Raw genomic sequence first — 20,672 nt, 5'->3', positions numbered from 1 at the left:
ATAGCAATTCCTTTTGTATAGTCTTCTGGTGTAAATGGTGTTGTTGTAACTGGTGTCTCTATTGGTTTCACCGGTGTTACATTTACTGGTACTTCTACTGTAACTACTTTTCCATTTGGTAATTCTACCGTTACTCTAACTGGATCTTTCTTACCTGGTGTTGTTAAATCTGGAATGTTTTCTACATTCGTAACTTTTCCACCTTTTGGTATTGTTATTCCTTTTGTATAATCTCCAGGTTCTAATGGTGTTGTTGTCACCGGTGTTTCTATTGGTTTAACAGGTGTTACATTTACTGGTACTTCTACTGTAACTACTTTTCCATTTGGTAAGGTAACTGTAACTTTAACAGGATTTTTCTCACCTGGTGTTGTTAAGTCTGGAATATTTTCTACATTCGTAACTTTCCCACCTTTTGGCACTTTAACATATTTAGCAATATCATCTTTAGTTATCGGTGTATTTGTTACTGGTGTTTCAATCGGTGTAGGTTTTGCTTCAACAACTTTAATTGTAGCAGGAACTTCTACCAATACTTTTCCATTTTTGTCTTTTACAACTACTGTTACTGGTTTATCTCCAATAGTTGTTGCATCAAATGGTTCGGTTTCGCCATCAGGAACTTTATATTCAAATGTAGAACCTTCTGGATAATCACCTGGAGTAATACTGTCTCTCGCTTGTGGTTTCTCAGTTGGATTTACCGGTACTAGTTGTTCTTTTCCTTCAACAACTTTTACTTTCGCTGGGACTTCTACTAGAGTATCGTCTCCATCTTTTGCTTCTACAATAACATCTTTTTCTCCAGGTGTTGTTGTATCTACCGGAGCTTTATATTTAAATGTTACTCCATCTGGATATTGTTCAGGATTAATACTCTTAGAAGCATCAGGTTGTTTATTATTTTTATCTACTGGTACATATTGAATTTTAGGCTCTACAACCATTATTTTGGCTGGTATTTTCGTAATAACCTTATCTCCAATTTTTGCTACTACTACGACATCTTTCTCTCCTGGTGTTGTTGTATCAACAGGAGTTTCATATGAGAATTCTGTATCTTTAGGGAATGCTTTAGGATCTATACTTCCCTCCACATTTGGTTGTTTTTTATCCTTATCAACAGGAACAAATTGTGGATAACTTTCTACAACACGTACTGTTGCAGGAACTTCTGCAATAGGATTCCCGGCTTTATCTTTTACAATTACATTTACTTTGTAATCTCCAGGTGTTGTTGTATCTATTGGTGTTTTTGGATCATATTCAAATGTTGATTCTTCTGGATATTCAGTTTTATCGATACTATTTTCTGGATTTGGTTGTTTATTGTTTTCATCAACCGGAACGATTTGAGGAACTCCCTCTACAACTGTCACAGGAACTTTAACAACGGTTGTTTTTTCTACTCCATCAACAGTATATTTAACTTTAACATTCACATCTGTATCATCTGATAAATCTGGATTTTCTACATTTTCATCAATACTTACATTCGTAACATTTGCTGGAAGTTTTCCTTTAAACTCACTGTCTTCGATTGATTCTTTTGCCTTAGCAAGAACTTTTTCTTTTGCTTTTTCTTTATCACTATCTTTAGCAACAATTATACCTTTCGGTGTTGGTTTTGGAAGAACTATTACTTTAACTTTTACTGGTTCTATTAAAGTTTCTCCATTTTGATCTGTGTAAGTCACTGGCACAGTGACTTCTTTCACACCTGGTTTAGCTGTAATATCTTTTGCTAAATCTTTAGGCTCACCTTTAGTTCCATTTTCACCAGGAGTAACAGCGTCAGTTATATCCTTAGCTGTAATTTCATCTCCTTCAAATACTACTTTAGATGTTGGAGTTGAACCAACTACATTAACAGGAACATCCACGTTAACAGAGACATCATCAATAACTTTTCCTGTAGCATTATCTCTATATTTAATTGTTACTGTTACTGGAGTTTGTTGACCGTTTTTATCAGTTTTTGGAGTGACGATAGCATCATCTGTTATGAATGGAGTTACACCTTTAGGAACATTTGTCAATCCATCTATTGCTTTTTTAACGCTTGCTCGGATCGCATCAATTAAAGTTTCATTTGGTGTTCCGTTTAAGACCGTAACCCCTTTTGGTGATGGTTTTGGTAGAACTTTCACAGTCACTTCAACCGATTCATCACGTTTAAATTGATTTGCTCCATAAGTTACTGTTACTGAAACTTTAATCTCTTGACCTGCTTTTCCTTCTGTCGAAATATTACTTACATCAGGATTAGTAACTTTACCGTCTTTACCAGGTGTTACAGCTTCTCCTATTTTTTCAGAAGATGGTTTATCACCTTCAACTACGTACACCGTTTTTGCAGTTGATACACGTGGTTTTACTTTAATCGTAAATTCTTGACTTATATTTCCATCCGTATCTTTTTTAGTATCAAATACTGGATCTTTATCAAACGGATTATCTACAATATCATACCCCATTGATTTCAGTACATCAATACGAGTTTGTACATCACTTTCAGGAATTATTTCACCTGTTTTACCAGTAAGCGTTAATGCATGCTCAGTTAATTCAGTTTCTGTTTGAGTTTTTGGGTCTACTGAAACAAATTTAACTTTTGCTTTTTGATCGTCTTTTTCATAAGTAATCTTGATATTTGCTTTTGGATCTGTAATTTTCGGTGGTTTATATCCTTGTTCTGGATTTGCAGGATTTACTGGTTCTAATGGTGTTCCATTTCCATCTTTCGGAGTATATCCATCTTTATGAGGAATAATTTGCGTAATTTCTCCTGTTTTCGTTGGATCGTTTGGATCATTAGGGAATGGAATTGGTTCTCCATCTTTACCACTTGTTGGATCAACTGGAATCCAGCTTCCAATCTTCGTATAAGTAACTTTTTCAGTTTCATCAGGAATCACTTTAGTATTTTTATCTGGAGTTGCTACTTCTTTAGCTGGAATTTCTTTTTTATCTGCAATATATCCAGGTAGAACACCTACCTCGACTTTATTCCATGATTTATTTGGACTTTCCCAATCAGTATAAGTTACTTCTTTAGTAACAAGATTAACGCTCGCTTTTCTTGTGAATGATACTTTCTGAATTGTATCGTCTTTCGCTTTTTCTTCAGCTTCTGTATCTGATTCTTTTTTCACATAAGAAATTACTCGTTTTGCTGATGTATTTAAATCGGATTCAGCCAGTCCCTCAGGCCATTTAAGCTCAGGAGTTTCTCCATTTGGATCTACTGGACTGTCTTTTTCATGAGGTGTTGATGAAGGTACTTCAACGATTCTAGGTTTTAGAACAATCTCAAAAGTTTGAGAAGGTTTAGAAACTCCTGCCACAGTATCCTCTTGATCATCAAAGTTAGGGTGAACTCCATTTATATTATATGAATCACTTTCTATTTCATATCCTTTTCCTTTAAGTTCTTTAATTTTATTAACAATCTCGTTACTATTCGGTAAAGATGTTCCAGGCTCTCCTGTTAATTCAACTGTAGTTGTACTTTTACCGTCAGTAGTTTTAACTACTACATTAGCTTTTTGATTTTTAGCTACATATTTGTATATAACTTCGATAGGATTTTCAGTTAGCGTTCCTGAAGAATTATTTGGTAAATCCGTTTTAACTAACTTATATACAACTCCATTTTCTGTAAATTCTTCATCTGGAGTTACTGAATAATTATTTCCAACAATATTTTCTAATTTTGCTGTTCCATCTTTTAAAACATTTTCTTTAATTACCGATGAAGTATCATTAGACTTAACATATTTTACAGTTACTTTACCATATTTGGCTTCATCATATGCTGCTACAATATTTGAAACAGCATCATATACTGTACCACTTGTCGATGTTCTATTGTAAGGACTATTTTTAGTCACATATTCTTTAAATATGTAATATTTGTTGTCTGCTCCTTTAATAATATATGGCGCAGTAGCTGTTGTTGTTTTTATGTTTCCATTTTGAGTTTCTACTTTCTTTGTAGTATTGTTAGTCTCTGTAGCTACATTTGCTTCTGTAAAATCTTTTTCTGGAGCACTAGTTGCAAATTTATCTACCTCTGCTGTTCCATCTTTAACGATAGATTTTGCTTTTAATATTGAATTATTATTCGCAGCATTAACATAACGCATCGCAACATTTCCAAGTTCTAAATAATCTGCTAACCATGTACCATTAGTATCGAATGTATTTTTTTTCGGATATATCCATTCAAATGTCATTGTTGGTGAAAACTGACCATTTAAGTTTCCTTCTTCACCATCTCTTGTAACAGTAATTTCTTCTTCTGTTGGACCAAATTTTTTAGTGTCACTGTGATAAAGTTTTAAAGTATCTTTCACTGGTTCACGTGATACACCTAACGCTGCCCAGTCCACTTTATATAATATTCCTTTACTAGCCTTACCTTTTACTATTTTAACCGTTACTTCATCTTCTGTTAAATTAGTCACTTGGAAGTAAACATCACCTCGAGGTTCTTTTAAAATAACTCCATTTTCATTAACTTTTGAGTTAGCAGTTGTAATGTTATTTTGGACATTTGCTTTAGCAGGATTAAAATTTCCAATTTTAGCAAATTTATTTAGATTCTTGTTTTTTAATTTAATTTTTATGGTTGTACCTGTATCATATTCATACTTGTTAGATGCGAGTCTGAACTCTTCATTGTGAGATAATAATTCTCCGTTTTCACTAATATCCATACTACCTGTAGTTGAAAGTACTGAAGGTGCATTACTTTCTTTATCAACTTCGATATTAGTTTTATTCATGATATATTTTTTCTCAACAACAGGTTGATCATTAACAAGAATCTTACTTGTCACTTCTTTGTCTTCACTGATTTGTGGATAACGTAAACTATAATTATTAATAGAACCTTTAAATGTTACATCAGTTAAACTCTCAATGGCTGAAGTGAATTCATAAATAAATTGTGTTTTAGTCCCTCTATTTTGAAAATGTCCTGCTTCTTTTTCTTCTAAAGATACAGAATCATCACGTTGTGCCCAAAAAGATGTTTTATTCTGTGTTCCATTTTTTCCATAACGCTGATTATATAACTCTTTTGTTTCCTTTAACTTTGCAAAAACTTTGCCGTCTTTACTTAATTCTTTAGGCAAGCTATCTCCATTTCCTAATTCTTCAAATGTAAGTGAAAATTTATCTCCTTGTTTATAAGCTCCATCCTTGAATTTTAAGTTATAAGTAATATTATTAACTCCACTAAAACTACCCATTCTAGGTTCTGTAGATATAGAACCACTTGCTGTAATTTTTCCTCCGTCAACTGCTACATCATTGTTAGTTTGAGTTTCGGGTGCTCTAAATCCACTTTCCCCTTTTCCTGGAATAACTTTTCCATTTCGAGGATCATTATTTTTATTTACTTTTTCCTCTTTTTTATCGGAAGTAGCTTTTTTCATACTTTCTAAAACGAAAGCTTTATTTTTTAGTTCTACCACTTTTCTATTTATCTCTTCTTGAGTAGTTGTTGAACTTTGTTCTAAAGATTTTGCTGAAGTTAATTCTAATTTTGCTTCTTCTATAGTAGATTTCGTTTTATCGCTAACATCGGCAGAATCTATAGCAGTCTGTAATCTATTAATAGAATTAACTAGTTCTGATTTATTAATTTGTTTATCAACCGTTGGTTGCATGGGTTGTGTTGTTTGATCTTTTTGTACTTGTTGTGTTGTTTTTTCAAGTGTTTCCTTTTTATCAGTACTATCTACTTTTGAATTAATCCCTACATTCTTCTCACTTGTGACGCTGTTAGTATTACCCTCTACCCTATTTACACTAACGTTAGAATTAGATTGTTGACTATCACTTGCAAATGCATTTGATCCTAAAAATGCGAATCCAGCCGCTATCAATACAGAAGCTGTACCAATCTTAAATTTTTTTATACCGTAGTAATTAATTTTTTCTTGTTTTTTTTGAATAATCATTTTCTTATTATTCTTACTGTACATTACTATTCCCTCCTAAATAAACAATAAAAAATATAATTCACCTTTAAAATAAATATAAAAATATTTTTAAAAACAATGATAATTATGTGATTATGAATATTAAACTATTACTTTATTTTATAATCACTTTAGTTAATTTTAACTATAAAATAAACTTGTGTCAATAGCTTTTTCTATATTTTAAGTAGGTTTAAGTTATAAAAATAACTGTTTTTTTCATAAGAAAATAGTTGTTTAATTTAACAAATAACATCTTTTTAAGAAAAATATCAATTTACATAATCTTAATATTTAAAACTGCCAATACTTTTTATTATAGCTTTTCTGATGTTTACATAATTTATTAATAAAATTATTATATATATAATTCAACTTTTTTCGAGAACGTTTACAGTTTTTCTTTTAACATACACCTTTTTTTCGTAAATTAAACAAAAAAATCAGTAGCATATTCATGCTACCGACAATTATATTATTAATTTAAAATTTTATTTTCTAAATAATCGCAGTATTTCATTTCTAGATTTTGAACATATAAATTAGGCGCTTTATTTTTTAATTTTCTAGCTTCTTCAATTAGGATCATAGCTTTTTCATCGTCTAATTTTACTCCCCATTCATATGTCGCGAGTATATTTTTTGTCTGTGGATTTTTTTGTTTAAACCTTGCTAATAAAGTTTTATCCTTCATAAGTTCTTCTAATAATTCATCTTCAGGATTAACCAAGCTTATTAATTTCACTAACAATGCCATAAGTTCAATTTTATAAACTGGTAATAAATCATCTCTTTCAATATATAGTTTTCTTGTTTCATTGTATAATGAATCAAATTCAAAGAAATATTCCAATCCTTCTAATTTAATAAATTCTAATGCATCAGTTAAATAATTAGTATTAGTTATTTCTAATGAATTTATCTTCTCTACTATTTCAGGTTTTTCTATTAATAAATTCTTACCAATACTTTGATAATATACGTATTCTAATTGTAAGTATAGAACAAATCTAGTAGTTTCATCTTTACTAGCATGATAAAAAGTCATTCCATCATTGAATCCCATCGGAATCAAGTTTAGAAAAGCTAATGCAAATCCTATTAAAGCAAATAATAATGTATAATAACTCGGTAGAATTAGCCAAAATACAATAGAAAACACTAGATTAAACGTTACTCCACCTAATAAATATAATTTATACTTAAATTTTCCTTCAATATATTCAGGGGCTCTCATTAGACACTGACCACCAGTTCCTGCCAGTCTTTCATATCTGATTTTAAATTTCCTATTCTCATCCTTTATAATTTTAAAATCAAATACTCTAAAGCTTATAAATTTATAGCCAGATAATAATCCAAATACTAAATGCCCTGCTTCATGGATTATAACATGTAGTATGAAAGCTATAACTCCCGTTATTAATAACAATATAATATTTGGTTTATCAACCCTCGAAAGTGAATCTCCTACAATCTTACCAACTGCATATCCTATTATTGCACCAACGATCATAATTCCTAATATTTGTAAAAGTCCGTTAATAATCTTACTCTTCATAAATTTTTCTCCTATTCATTTTTTTCATGAATATAAGTCATCATTTCGCTAATATTTTCAATATTTTCGTCTACTAAGATATACATCCACTCTCCCATAGCTGTTGCAAAAACCGCTGGTACTCTATCTATTAAGCGAATTTCTTTTGAGTATTTATTATAAATATCTTCATTAGAATATTTATAAGTATATTTATCACGTCTTGATAAAGCAATGCCATTATAGTTATTATTCACTTTTTTCGGTGAATTACCAACTACTACATCCGCATACATCTCAAATAAATCACATTCATAAGTATGATTATATAAATCAACTGTATATCCACCCGCTATTCGGTTATTATATTCTAAAGCGATATAATCGTTATTTGGCAATTTGAAGAACTCAATATGGAAAAATCTCTCTTTCATATCAAATTCCTTAACAATTTTCCTCCCATAATCTCTTAATTTAGGATCTATTTCTTTTGATATAATATTTCCATAATCAAGACTATCATTTAATAGATCTAATGTAGGTTTTGTGTAATAAAAACTAGTTTCAAAAACAACTTCTCCTCTTGAGTCAATTAGTCCGTCATACGTACAAAGAATTCCATTGTCTATATAACTTTCAATAAAGTATACAACCTCTTGAGTCCATTGTTTTTTAAAATTTTCTACATCTTTTTTTGATAAAAGTTTATATGTATTACTCGCTCCCACACCATTATCTGGTTTAGCTATTACTGGTAATTTTATCTCTTTAATTGCTTTTTCAAGTTCTTTAATATTCTTTACAGCACGTCCCTTAGCTACTGGAACATTAGCTTTAATAAATCTTTCTTTCATTTTCGATTTATATTTTGTAAAATCTAGTTTTTTCGGTTTCACACCAGTTATATTAAACTGTTCTCTAATTATTGAATCTAAAAATAACCAATGCTCATTATTAGACTCCACTCTATCTATAACTCCATGCTTATAGATTAAAAACGCTACACCTCTTAAAACTTCTTCATAATTTTCTAAATCATTTACTTTGTAATATTCAGTTAAAGCATCCTTTAAACCACTAGAAAGATTATCGTAACTTTCACTACCTATTCCTAATACTTTAACTCCTTTTTCTACTAACTTTCTTGCGAAATTTTCCTGAAAAGTTGGAAAATTTGGTGATACTAATAAATAATTCATAATAATCCCTTCTTTCCTAATTTTATCTACTAGTTTAACATAAAATCTACTTATTTTCTATTAAAAAACAAAAAAATACGAATTATTTTCATAATGTTTAGAAAATAATTCGTATTTGATTTTATTCTTTTACATTTACTGTTAAATTCTGTAGATATGTCTTAAATGTTGAATTTACTTCTTCACTCAATCCTTTTGTAGCATTTAAGTCAACCGTAATTTCAACTTTCTCATTATATGTTTGTGTCATAATAATATTACTTAGTACACAGATATTTGAAACTAAACCACAAAATTCTACTTCTTTATAGTCACTACGTGAGATATAATGTGCTAAATCAATACTACCAAAAGATGTTTTATTAAATACTCTTTTCGCATAACTTTCATAATTAGCAACATCTCCATATAAATTGTGACCTTCACTATCTATTATACAATGCTCAATCGGTAAATGTTTACCTTCACGAGTTGAAAGATAGTTTGTGTAATGTGTATCTTTTGTAAATATTACATCTTGACCAGCTTTCAAATATTCATCAATTTTATTTGCAATGACTTTATCAAGTTGATCAGCAGTTTCAAAACCTAATGCACCATCAACAAAATCTTTTTGATAATCAACAACTACAAGTAACTTCTCAGATGTATCATGTTTTAAAGTTACTCTTAGATATAGTAAAAATGCTACAAAGGCTAAAAATCCTAAGCAATAAAAGATTATAGCTGATTTAAATTTTGGATGAGCTCTTTCATCTAATACTACAAATTTCATTAATACAGCAGCCTCTACAATTAAAAGTACCACTATATATTTAATTCGTTTTTTAAAGAACACCGCAAAATCTTTTGCACCTAATTTTTTAAATATTAAGTAAATAAACAATGCAGCTATAGCTACAATAAACAACATTGTTCCATATTTATGTAATAATTTGAATGCATGTGGAGCACTAGGCCCTAATACATATCCTAGCGTAATAAACACTACTACCCAAAGGATACCTCCAACTGTTGAATATACATGGAATCTTTTAGCATTTATACGTGAAATACCAGAGAAATATCCAAGTATGTGTCTAACTCCTGGTAAAAAGTACGCAATTACTATTACTATGTTACCAAATCTATTAAAAAAATCAGCTGCTTTCGTCATTCTATATGGTGTAAGTCCAATATATGAACCATACTTATCAACTGCCCTAGTTCCTAACCTTCTCCCAACTTCATAAGAAAATTGCATACCTAAAACAGTTCCTAATGCACTTGCAACAATCATCCCTATATAACTTCCATGATTATTATATGCCATTATTCCAGCTACTACCATCATCGTTTCGCCTGGTAGAGGAAGAGCCGCAAACTCCAAGATAAGCGACACAAATAATATTATATATACATGTTCAGCCAATAGTTTAAATAACATTTCCATATATAAACTATTCTCCTTTTTATTTATTTTCTAATAAATTATATCATATTTTACTTTCACTTAAAAGCTAAAAAGGTAATTTCTATACGATATAAATAATATTGAAAATTATCTTATCATATAAAACTTACAACTAGTTTAAATATTTACTTTCGTACCTATAGTAAAACAATTTAATAAAAAACTAGAGTCATACTTAAAGTAAAACTCTAGCTCTTATTCATTTTATTTTCTTTCTTCAATTACTCTTACTAAATCTTTGATTTCTACAATGTTTTCTGCATCTTCATCTGAAAATTCAAAACCATATTTTTCTTCAATATCCATTACTACATCTGCAACATCAATTGAATCAGCATCTAGATCTTCGTTTAATCTTGATTCTAATGTAATTTTATCTGCATCAACTTTAATATATTTAGTAATAATTTCTTTTACTTCTTCGAAAATTGCCATTACTTTTATTCTCCTTTTTCCATCGTTTCTATCATTATATCATAAAGTTTTGTTTTGTGTATTTGTTTTGCTTGTTGAACTGCATAATATAGTGCATTTTCATCAGCAGAACCATGAACTTTTATACTTGGTTTCTTAATTCCTAGTAGGAATGCTCCACCATATTCACTATAATCAAATTTCTTTTTAAATTTCGTAATTCCACTTTTTACAAGTAATGCTGAAATTTTAGTTAAAATGCTTTCCATAAAGATTCCTTTAATCATAGAACCTAAAGTACTAGCAACACCTTCTATAGTTTTTAATAACACATTTCCAGCAAAACCATCTGCGATAACTATATCATATTTATGCTCAAGAATTTCTCTAGCTTCAATATTTCCTTTGAAGTTATTAATATCTTCTTTAAGTAACTTATGCGCTTCTTTATATACTTTGTTTCCTTTTGATTCTTCTACACCTACATTTAGTAATGCTACAGAGGGTGTTTCTATATTATAAATATATTTCATATATAATTGACCTAGTTTAGCATAATTTACTAAATCATCTGGTTTACCTTCTACATTAGCTCCTAAATCTGTAAGTAAAAACTTATGTTCGCTTTTTGTAGGTAATAGTGATGCTAATCCTGGTTTTGAAATTCCTTCGATGCGACCTAACATAAATAATGAACTTGCCATAAATGCACCTGTACTTCCTCCAGAAATCGCTACATCAATTATTCCTTCATTTAAATCAGATAACATTCTAATCATTGAGGCATCTTTTTTCTTTCTATGAACACGCGCCGCATCATCAGACATCAATACTTCTTCAGTACAAATATTCTTAACAATATTTTCTGTTTTAGTTATTTGTTTTAAGTTTTCTTCAAGTCCATAAACATAAAGTTCTACTTCTTCATCTTTATAACTATTTACAAAGTTAACAATTCTACTAGGTTCATCAACACCTAATATATCAATACCTATTTTCATAATATTATGCACTTTCTTCTCCTATTAATTTTGCTTCGACTACAAACCTACTTTCCCATACACCTGTTTGCGGATTGAAATTATCACATGTAAATAATTTTAATATCTTCGGTTCATTTTCATGTTGTTCTAAAATTTCAACTTGCGTTGGCACTACATCATAAAGTTTATTTACTTCATATGTGCGTAATTTATCTTTTGAAATAATTTGAATCTTAGCTCCAGTTTTGATTTTGTTTAAATTATTAAATCTTATACCCACACCTTGCACACTGTGACCTGCGATAACTACGTTTTGTGCATCTAAAGTTGATGGTTCTTGTGATGTTGCTACTCCATTAATTAAGTTGATTTCAGTGACATCTTGGAAAATTGGCTCTTCTATTTGTACACTATCAATTTTTAAAATTCCTAACATTGAATCAGTTAGTTTAATTTTTGATTCGTTATCTGTAAACATTTTTTGCCACCATGGTATGTCTACTTCACCTTTACCATTTTTATAAGCTGTTATTATCTTATCGTTAGCATTTCCTGTTAAATATTCTCTAATTTGATTTTTGAATATTAACACTACTGACGTACATAGCAATACTACAATAAGAATATTTAATATTGTATTTTTAAGTTTTTTATTCATTGAATCCTCCTAAATTATTGTCTCTTCTAATCCAACATACTGTAATAATCGTTCTTTATTATCGGTTACTTCAATAATTTTCACCGCTAATTTTTTAGCCAAATACATTAAATCTACGTCATTTATTAAATCTGCAACTTTAAAACTAGGAACACCACTTTGTTTCGTACCAAAGAAATCTCCTGGTCCTCGTTGTTTTAAGTCAAATTCTGCAATTTTAAATCCATCATTTTCTAAACACATTATATCAATTCGTTCACTCTTAGAGTCTGTCACTAAAATACAGTATGATTGATATTTACTTCTTCCTACTCGACCGCGAAGTTGGTGCAAAGTAGCAAGACCAAAGCGATGAGCATCTACTATTATCATAAATGTTGCATTAGGAACATTTACTCCAACTTCAATAACTGTTGTGGAGATTAATATATGTATTTCTTTATTTAAATATTTTTCAACAATTGCGTCTTTTTCCTTATTACTCATCTTACCATGAAGTATTGCAATTTTATAATCATCTGGTAGATAATTTTTAATATTTTCGTATGTTTCTTCAACATTTTGAAGATCCATTTTCTCAGATTCTTCAATTAATGGACAGACTACATAACCTTGTCTTCCATTATCAAGTTCCATTCGAATATTATCTAGCACCTTATAAAAACTCTTATTATTAGCTTTATAAGTCTGAACTTTTTTTCTACCTGCTGGTAACTCATCTATTGTTGAAACTTTAATATCAGTAATTAAAGTGATTGCTAAACTTCTTGGTATTGGTGTTGCTGTCATCATCAATGAATTAACAGCTTCACCTTTATTACTTAATAATTGACGTTGTCTTACTCCGAAACGATGTTGTTCGTCTGTAATTACATATTTTAAATTATTAAACTTTACATCTTCTTGAATTAAAGAATGAGTTCCAATTAATAATTCTATCTCACCTACTTCAAGTAGACTTAAAATAGTATTTCTTTCTTTCTTAGGTGTACTACTTGTTAAAAGCGCAACTGAAATATTTAAGTCTTTAAAAAACTCAAAGAATGTTTCAAAGTGTTGATTTGCTAGAATCTCTGTCGGTGCCATAATAGCTGTTTGATATCCTGCTTTTATTGTTGCATATAAAGTTGCCGCTGCAACTGCGGTTTTACCACTACCTACATCACCTTGTAACAATCTGTCCATTTTATAAGGTTCATTTAAATCCGTTACTATTTCATCAATAACTCTACTTTGTGCTCCTGTTAATGTAAAAGGTAAACTATCTTTAAATTCTTTAATATCTTTCTCATTCACACCTACAGAATATCTATTATCTTCAATTCTATTATTGATATTTTGAAGTTGCAATTTCAACTGATAATTAAACAACTCATGAAAAGCAAACATCTTTCTTGCCTTATCAAACTCTTCTGAATTTTTTGGGTAATGTAAAGTGTAAAGTATTCTTTCTAACTTCCAAATCCCTTTAAAATTTTCAGGAACCAAATCTAATATTACATTTTCACCATCTATCATTTTAAATGATTCTTCAACAAGTTTTATAAACTTTTTTTGTGTAATCCCTTGTTTCAGATGATAAAAAACTTCAATAGTATCACCTTTAGGTTTTTCTTCAGTTATATTGAAACTTACGCTAGAAGCAGTTATCGTATTATTAGTTGCATTATATGTACCTTTAACTACTACATCTCTACCTTCAACAAGATTTTTCTTCAAATAATGCTGATTAAAAAATACTATTTTAATACTTCCCGATGAAGTTGACAATGTAAAAAAAGATCTACTTCTTCTATTTCCATAAAACTGTGTACTTACTCTAGTTTCTACTTTTCCTGTAGTTATTACTTTCTCATTATCCTTTACAGAAGAAGAAAAATCAGTAGAACTAGATACTCTGTAAGGAATATTGTACAGAATATCACGAATTGTATATATTTCTAATTCATTTAAAGTCTGTAAATATTTCTTTCCAACACCTTTTATAGTTTCTACCGATTTTTCTAAAATATTAATCATTACCGAATAATAAACTCCTATATCTTTCTCCAGTTTTTGTGATTGCTAAACCACTCTTAGCAGTTTCTTTTAATGTAGTAGACATTTCAAGTCCTATCTTATACATTGCTTCTAACACTTCATCAGCTGGAATACGACTTTTTATTCCTGCTAGAGCTAAATCTGCTGCCATTAAAGCTGTAGAAGCTCCAGCCGCATTTCTTTTTACACAAGGTACCTCTACTAATCCTGCTACTGGATCACAAACAAGTCCTAACATATTTTTTAAAGCAATGGCAAATGCATGAGCACTCATCTCTGCATCTCCTCCCATGGCTTCTACTATAGCTGCCGCTGCCATTGCACTAGCCGAACCAATTTCAGCTTGACATCCACCTTCTGCTCCTGAACAAGAGGCATTATTAGCTACTACGAATCCAAAAGCTCCAGCTGTAAATAACATTCTTAACTGCGTTTCTTCATCAATATTGAATTTTTTCTTTAACGCATGAATACAACCTGGAAGTACTCCAGCCGATCCTGCTGTCGGAGTTGCACAAATTAATCCTAAAGATGCATTAACTTCGTTTGTTGCAATTGCTGCTGCAACTCCATTTAAAAAATCACTACCAGTAATTGATTTACCACTATTTATATACTCTTGTAATTTTTTAGCGTCTCCACCTGTTAGTCCTGTTTTTGAACTTACTCCAGCTAATCCTTCTTCAACAGCTTGCATCATAACAGCTAAATTTCTTTTCATCAATTTTTCTACTGCAGCACGAGTTACACCATTCACTTCAATTTCTTGTTCTATCATCAACTCAGAAACAGGTTTTTGTTCTAATTTTGATTTTTCTACGATTTCTTCTAAACTAGTAAACATTTCTGTACCCTCTACAATTTATCTGCAAATTTTACTTCATTAACAAATTCTAGCTCAGTTATTTTTTGAATGCTTTCTTCATTTAATTCCTCTAGAGACTCAACTACAAGTAAATTAGTTCCTTCTAAAATAGAACTAGAATATTTCTCACTTACTTTTTTATCACCAAATATTTCTTGAATTCTCAATGATAATTCTTTTTTATTTTTGTCATTAAACTTATAAAAAATGAAATAAGTTGGGAAGTCACCTGATAAATTCACATCGAATCCTAGCAGTTCAAATATAACCATCTTTCCTCCACCTATTGATTTCCCAATAAGATCGAGACTATGTCGACCAGCTTGAACTTCTATTTTTGCTGTATTTGGATGAATATGTTCAATTTCACTCTCTATGAATTCAAACTCCATTCCTGCTGCTTTTGCATCTTCCATACTAGTTCTTATACGCTTATCAGACGTATTATACCCTAATAATCCACCAATAAGAGCAATGTCTGTTCCGTGGCCTTTATAAGTTTCTTTGAACGAACCATATAATGTTATTTTTACATCTTCTGGTTGCATTCCAAAAATATATCTTGTAAATAGACCAATACGAACTGCTCCTGCCGTATGTGAACTTGACGGTCCTACCATTACCGGACCTATAATATCAAATACACTTCTGTATTTCATATTTACACCTCCAATATTGTTGGTAAAATAACAGGTTTCCTTCCTATTTCACTTTCTAAAAATTCCCCTAAAGATTCTAAAATTTGTTGTCTAACTTGATATACTCCGCACTCCTCATTAGATAGTACAGATAAAACAGCATCTTTAACAACTGCTTTAGATTGTCCGAATAATTCTGTTGATTCATTTACATTAACGAATCCACGACTTATTATATCAGGATTATTCATTAATTTTTTATTTTCAAAGTCAATTGCAATAGAAACTACGATAACACCTTCTTCTGAAAGTTCTTTTCTATCTTTAATTACAACACTTCCGATATCTCCAATTCCAAGTCCATCTACATAGACATCTGATGCATCAAACTTACCAGCAATTCTTGCACTATCGCTAGTTAATGCTAATACCTCACCATTTTCCATGATGAATGAGTTTTCTAGAGGAATATCACATTCTGCTGCTGTTTGAGCATGTATAACCTGCATTCTATACTCACCATGAATTGGCATAAAATATTTAGGTTTGATAAGTCTAAACATTAGTTTTTGTTCTTCTTTCGAACCGTGCCCAGATGTATGAACATTGTTAACACTAGAAGTGATAACATTTGCTCCAAGTTTTGATAATAAATCTATGTTTTTATTAATAGAAAGAGTATTCCCTGGAATTGCCGAACTAGCAAATATTACCGTATCCGTTGGCATTATTGTAATTTTCTTATGTGTTCCATTTGCTATTCTACTTAACGCTGCTAATTCTTCTCCTTGAGTACCAGTACATAAAATAAGTAATTTATTAGGATCTACTTGATTTAAGTACTTACTATTAACAAATGTTTCCTTAGGTGCTTTAATATACCCTAATTCTGTACCAATTTTAATAGCTTTTTCCATAGAGCGTCCGAATACAACAATCTTTCTTCCATGTTCGATACATGCTTCTACAACCTGTTTTACACGGTATACGTTTGATGCGAATGTTGCAAATATAACTCTATGTTTCTCTTTTCGAAGAATATTAGAAATAGTTTTACCTACTTCTTTTTCACTTTGAGTAAATTCTGTTCTTTCTGAGTTTGTTGAATCAGAAAGCAAACATAATACTCCTTTTTCTCCAATTGCTGCCATTTTGTGTAAATTTGATCCTTGCCCAACTGGAGTAAAGTCAAATTTAAAATCACCTGTATGAACAATATTCCCTTGTGGAGTATTTACAATGACTCCAAATGAATCTGGAATAGAGTGAGTTGTGTTATGGAATGATACTTTTAAATATTTAAAACTTAACACAGTATCTTCATCAATAACATTAAGCTCAGCTTTAGCCAGTAAGTTATGTTCTTCTAATTTTGATCTAATCAATCCAATTGCTAATGGTCCACCATATATTGGTAAATTAACTTTTCTTAGTAAGAATGGTAATCCACCAATGTGGTCTTCGTGACCATGAGTAATAATCAACGCTTTAATTTTATCAATATTTTTTTCAATATATGAGTAATCAGGTATTACATAGTCAATTCCCAGAATATTATCTCCAGGAAACTTAACTCCAGCGTCGATTATTATAATCTCGTCGCGGTATTGAATAGCGTAGGTGTTTTTACCAATTTCTCCTAAACCACCAATAGCAGCTACTCCTACTTCATTTTTTTTAATGATTTTATCCATTAACTTTCTCCACTTTAAAGTCTTCAGATTGTTTTTCAAACTCTAAATATGCTTCACTTAATTCTTGAACAAGTTCTACATTATAGTTTCTATCATCTAAATACTTTCTTACTGCTGGTACTCCATCAGCTTCTACATATAACACTTGTGTGTTTTCTCTTACTGGAATTTCCTTTGAATTTTCTTGGTAAAATACTTTAAATACTGCCATTAATAATCTCCTATCATTTCTTTTAATATATTTAATGTGTAATCTAATTCATTTTTTGTTGTGTTAATATTTATAAATGAAAACTGTATAATATTTCTCTCTTGAAGATATGAACTCTTATAATGAATGAAAATATTATTTATTGCAAGTGAGGCTCCAACGTTAAGTGAACTAATATTTTCAGGTAATTCTACAGTTACAATCACCGGTGAAACTTCTTTTTCTTTTATCTTCATTATTGGAAGACCTAATTCTTTAAGTCCTGCCTTCATATATGAATATTTTTCCTGAACCTTTTCATATCTTTCATCTGTTTTAAAGGCATCTAAAGCTGTATTTAGTGCTTCCATTAAAATAGATGGTTGAGTGAAAGGTATCGATGTCATTTTATTAGCATAATGTAAATCTAAGTATAACGGTGTGTTTTCTAGTGGAACTAATTCGCAATTAGTTCCTACAATTGCTAACCCAGCTACAGAACAAAAGGCTTTACCTGATGAACATGCTACATAATCAACATCTTTATAACTATATTTAATAGCACCTACTGCAGAAACTGCGTCAACTGCAAGTACTAAATTATTTTGTTTAACGATTTTTGTAATTTCTTCTAAATCATTCAATATTCCAACACTAGTTTCGTTATGAACTAAATAGACAAAATCATAATTTCCTGATTTTAATTTTCCAGCTACAACTTCTAAGTCAAAACTTTCTCCAAAACCTACAGAATAACAATCGATATTTAAGCCGTGACGTTTTGTTTCACGAACTAATCTATTTCCGAATTCACCATTTGCTAAAACAAGACCATTATTAAGACCTCTACCTTTCAATTGCGCCATTATAGCTTCATTAGCTAATGTAGCTGATCCATGTAATATAGTCGCTGTTTCTACATCTAAAATTCTCTCTATTTTTGAAAGTGTATTTTTAGTTAGACTTACAAACTCATTACTTCTATGTGAATACAATTGCTTAGATAATTTATCTATTACATCTTGAGATAAATCTACAGGTCCTGGTAAAAAGTTAATTCTTTGAGCTTTTGCCATTCTATCAAGAACCTTATTTTCACTCTTAAGTGAAAGATACATCGGCATATATTCAGCATCTTTAGTTCCTACGTTCTCATGGAATTTTGTAAAACCTAAATGCTTGTAAAGTTTCTCTTGTCTAGTTGTGCCTGAAATAAACACAATATCATAGGCATTCTGAATAATATAATTAAATGTTCTTTGCAATAATTCTGTAAAAACTTTAGTTTTTCTATATTTTTCTTTTATTGATAATAGTCTTATTTCTACAGGTTTTTTATAACTGCCTTTGTAATATTTATCTATATCATTAAGCTTTAAATCTAAAGAAAACGGGCGTTGATCTGATAATGCAATCATACCAACTACATCGTTTTTCTTTTTGGCTATTATATATATGTTTTTATCATGAAATTTATCTTTTAATTTTTTAGTTTCATTTTTTTCATGTTGAGGGATTTCTTCGACAAATGTTTCATAGTTCAACTTGAAAATTTGTTCATATTCTTCCGCTGTATTTGCTATTTTATATATCATAATTTTTCCCCATAACTTTATTTGGTTAAATTTTCTCTACACTATATCTTACCATAATTACAACTTTTTTTCAAATTAACATGGCTAAAAATACTATAATTTAAAAAATATTAATACTAAATTTACATTATTTTTTTTATTACATTCAAAAATAAAAAGACCCAAAATTAATTGGGCCTACATAAATAATTTTTATTAAAATCGTATTAAAAAATACGTTGGTTTTTAAGTGCAGTAACGAAGTCTGTTAATTCATAAATTGCTTTAGCTTCGATAATTTTTTTAAGTTTAGCTGCTTTGAATCCTTTAGCCTTTTTACCACCCATAACATCTGCGATACCATCTTTGTGACCTAATGAACATACAACACCACGGTTAATGTATTTAAAGTCTCCAACTTGTTTTCTACTAATTCTAGCTCCTACATATGCTCCCATTTGATTAGCGATTTGAGCTGTTGTTGGGTAAGGTCTTTCTTGACCAGTTTCAATAAATGCAGCACAGTCACCTACGATGTAAATCTCATCGTGTCCAGGAACTGTTAATTGTTGTGTAGTCACAAGACGACCACGTTTAGCAAGTTCTGGGAATGTTTCATCCATAAGTTTGTTACCACGAACTCCGGCTGTCCACACTAGTGTAGAAGCATATAAATCTTTTCTTTCTCCATCAACTTCGATAGTAAAGCTATCTTTAGTAGCACCTTTAATACCAGCACCTAAGATAATTTCGATTCCATTGTCTTCTAAGTATTTTCTTGCGTAGTCACTGTACTCTTTAGTAAACATTGGTAATAATGTTGGAGCAGCATCTAATCCGTAAATTTTAACTAATTTTTCATCAATTCCGTATTTAGAGCATAATTCTTTTTTACGGTGAACTAATTCCCCTAAGAATTCCATACCTGCTAATCCAGTTCCACCTACGATAACTGAAATATCTTTTACATCTTTTTCTTCGCTTGTAGCATATTTTCTGAAGTTGTCTTCTAATGTAGCAGCAATTTTTTCTGCAGCATTAACATTTGCGATTGGTAATGCATTTTCAGCCATACCTTCAATTCCAAATGTTTCAGGTTGGAATCCTAATCCAACAACTAGTACATCATAGTCAAGTTCATGTTTTTTAGTTAGCACTAATTTTTTCTCAACATCAATTTTAATTACTTCGTCTTGAACAAATTCTACACCTGGTGATACTAAATCTTTAATATCAATACAAATATCTTTTGCTGGGATGTTCCCTGCAGAAACTTCGTGTAAGTTTACTGTATCATAGTGATAAGAATTTTTGTTTACTAAAGTAACTTTTACCTCTCCAGCTTTAGCAGCTTTTTTTAATCCTTTTAAAGTCGTAAGTCCTGCATAACCAGCACCTAAAATAACTACGTTTTTCATAGTATCCATTTCT

At 30.4% G+C, this 20,672-nt stretch carries 14 protein-coding genes; all 14 read right to left on the bottom strand.

Going from position 1 to position 20,672, the window contains the following annotated elements; all coding sequences use genetic code 11:
* Window positions 1-5,996, bottom strand: a 5,996-nt coding sequence (locus PNO30_RS01465; RefSeq protein WP_271986890.1) for a mucin-binding protein, incomplete at its 3' end; no start/stop codon positions are given.
* A 475-nt stretch (window positions 5,997-6,471) separates the two neighbouring features.
* The gene (locus tag PNO30_RS01460; RefSeq protein ID WP_271986889.1) at window positions 6,472-7,554 is read right to left on the bottom strand and encodes a hypothetical protein; all 1,083 of its coding nucleotides are present in this window, start codon (window positions 7,552-7,554) and stop codon (window positions 6,472-6,474) included.
* An 11-nt stretch (window positions 7,555-7,565) separates the two neighbouring features.
* The gene (locus PNO30_RS01455; RefSeq protein ID WP_271986888.1) at window positions 7,566-8,732 is read right to left on the bottom strand and encodes an ATP-grasp domain-containing protein; all 1,167 of its coding nucleotides are present in this window, start codon (window positions 8,730-8,732) and stop codon (window positions 7,566-7,568) included.
* 121 nt (window positions 8,733-8,853) lie between these two features.
* Window positions 8,854-10,164, bottom strand: a complete 1,311-nt coding sequence (locus PNO30_RS01450; RefSeq protein ID WP_271986887.1) for an isochorismatase family protein — start codon at window positions 10,162-10,164, stop codon at window positions 8,854-8,856.
* Between the two features lie 225 nt (window positions 10,165-10,389).
* On the bottom strand, window positions 10,390-10,620 hold the full coding sequence (locus PNO30_RS01445; RefSeq protein WP_003144982.1) for an acyl carrier protein: 231 nt from the start codon (window positions 10,618-10,620) through the stop codon (window positions 10,390-10,392).
* Window positions 10,621-10,625: 5 nt separating this feature from the next.
* Entirely contained in the window at window positions 10,626-11,612 is a 987-nt protein-coding gene (gene plsX, locus PNO30_RS01440) for a phosphate acyltransferase PlsX (RefSeq protein WP_271986886.1), read from the bottom strand.
* Window positions 11,605-12,240: a class A sortase gene (locus tag PNO30_RS01435; RefSeq protein ID WP_271986885.1), complete on the bottom strand. Its 636-nt coding sequence runs from the start codon at window positions 12,238-12,240 to the stop codon at window positions 11,605-11,607. The genes plsX and PNO30_RS01435 overlap by 8 nt, the downstream gene beginning before the upstream one ends.
* Window positions 12,241-12,249: 9 nt before the next feature.
* The gene (gene recG / locus PNO30_RS01430; RefSeq protein WP_271986884.1) at window positions 12,250-14,259 is read right to left on the bottom strand and encodes an ATP-dependent DNA helicase RecG; all 2,010 of its coding nucleotides are present in this window, start codon (window positions 14,257-14,259) and stop codon (window positions 12,250-12,252) included.
* Entirely contained in the window at window positions 14,252-15,124 is an 873-nt protein-coding gene (gene sdaAA / locus PNO30_RS01425) for an L-serine ammonia-lyase, iron-sulfur-dependent, subunit alpha (protein ID WP_271986883.1), read from the bottom strand. Before sdaAA ends, recG begins: the two co-directional genes overlap by 8 nt.
* An 11-nt stretch (window positions 15,125-15,135) precedes the next feature.
* A complete protein-coding gene (sdaAB, locus tag PNO30_RS01420; RefSeq protein ID WP_271986882.1) occupies window positions 15,136-15,804 on the bottom strand; it encodes an L-serine ammonia-lyase, iron-sulfur-dependent subunit beta in 669 nt (222 codons plus the stop codon).
* Window positions 15,805-15,806: 2 nt separating this feature from the next.
* Window positions 15,807-17,477 carry a ribonuclease J1 gene (gene rnjA / locus PNO30_RS01415; RefSeq protein WP_172497835.1) on the bottom strand — a complete coding sequence of 557 codons (1,671 nt, stop codon included), beginning with the start codon at window positions 17,475-17,477 and terminating at the stop codon, window positions 15,807-15,809.
* Entirely contained in the window at window positions 17,470-17,688 is a 219-nt protein-coding gene (locus PNO30_RS01410) for a DNA-dependent RNA polymerase subunit epsilon (protein WP_003144942.1), read from the bottom strand. Before PNO30_RS01410 ends, rnjA begins: the two co-directional genes overlap by 8 nt.
* Complete coding sequence (locus PNO30_RS01405) at window positions 17,688-19,262, bottom strand: aminotransferase class V-fold PLP-dependent enzyme (protein WP_271986881.1); 1,575 nt, start codon at window positions 19,260-19,262, stop codon at window positions 17,688-17,690. The genes PNO30_RS01410 and PNO30_RS01405 overlap by 1 nt, the downstream gene beginning before the upstream one ends.
* 206 nt (window positions 19,263-19,468) lie before the next feature.
* Window positions 19,469-20,659 carry an NAD(P)/FAD-dependent oxidoreductase gene (locus tag PNO30_RS01400; protein ID WP_271986880.1) on the bottom strand — a complete coding sequence of 397 codons (1,191 nt, stop codon included), beginning with the start codon at window positions 20,657-20,659 and terminating at the stop codon, window positions 19,469-19,471.
* Between the last annotated feature and the right edge of the window lie 13 nt (window positions 20,660-20,672).

It is taken from the genome of Gemella haemolysans, assembly GCF_028308085.1.
Classification (GTDB): Bacteria; Bacillota; Bacilli; order Staphylococcales; family Gemellaceae; genus Gemella; species Gemella haemolysans_D.
The sequence above is the reverse complement of the archived record's forward strand: the minus strand, read 5'-3'. Positions and strand labels throughout refer to the sequence as shown.

Coding starts and splice junctions, on each gene's coding strand:
- PNO30_RS01460 (WP_271986889.1), bottom strand. CDS start 7,554: ATGAAGAGTAAGATTATTAACGGACTTTTACAAATATTAGGAATTATG.
- PNO30_RS01455 (WP_271986888.1), bottom strand. CDS start 8,732: ATGAATTATTTATTAGTATCACCAAATTTTCCAACTTTTCAGGAAAAT.
- PNO30_RS01450 (WP_271986887.1), bottom strand. CDS start 10,164: ATGGAAATGTTATTTAAACTATTGGCTGAACATGTATATATAATATTA.
- PNO30_RS01445 (WP_003144982.1), bottom strand. CDS start 10,620: ATGGCAATTTTCGAAGAAGTAAAAGAAATTATTACTAAATATATTAAA.
- PNO30_RS01435 (WP_271986885.1), bottom strand. CDS start 12,240: ATGAATAAAAAACTTAAAAATACAATATTAAATATTCTTATTGTAGTA.
- recG (WP_271986884.1), bottom strand. CDS start 14,259: ATGATTAATATTTTAGAAAAATCGGTAGAAACTATAAAAGGTGTTGGA.
- sdaAA (WP_271986883.1), bottom strand. CDS start 15,124: ATGTTTACTAGTTTAGAAGAAATCGTAGAAAAATCAAAATTAGAACAA.
- sdaAB (WP_271986882.1), bottom strand. CDS start 15,804: ATGAAATACAGAAGTGTATTTGATATTATAGGTCCGGTAATGGTAGGA.
- rnjA (WP_172497835.1), bottom strand. CDS start 17,477: ATGGATAAAATCATTAAAAAAAATGAAGTAGGAGTAGCTGCTATTGGT.
- PNO30_RS01410 (WP_003144942.1), bottom strand. CDS start 17,688: ATGGCAGTATTTAAAGTATTTTACCAAGAAAATTCAAAGGAAATTCCA.
- PNO30_RS01405 (WP_271986881.1), bottom strand. CDS start 19,262: ATGATATATAAAATAGCAAATACAGCGGAAGAATATGAACAAATTTTC.
- PNO30_RS01400 (WP_271986880.1), bottom strand. CDS start 20,659: ATGAAAAACGTAGTTATTTTAGGTGCTGGTTATGCAGGACTTACGACT.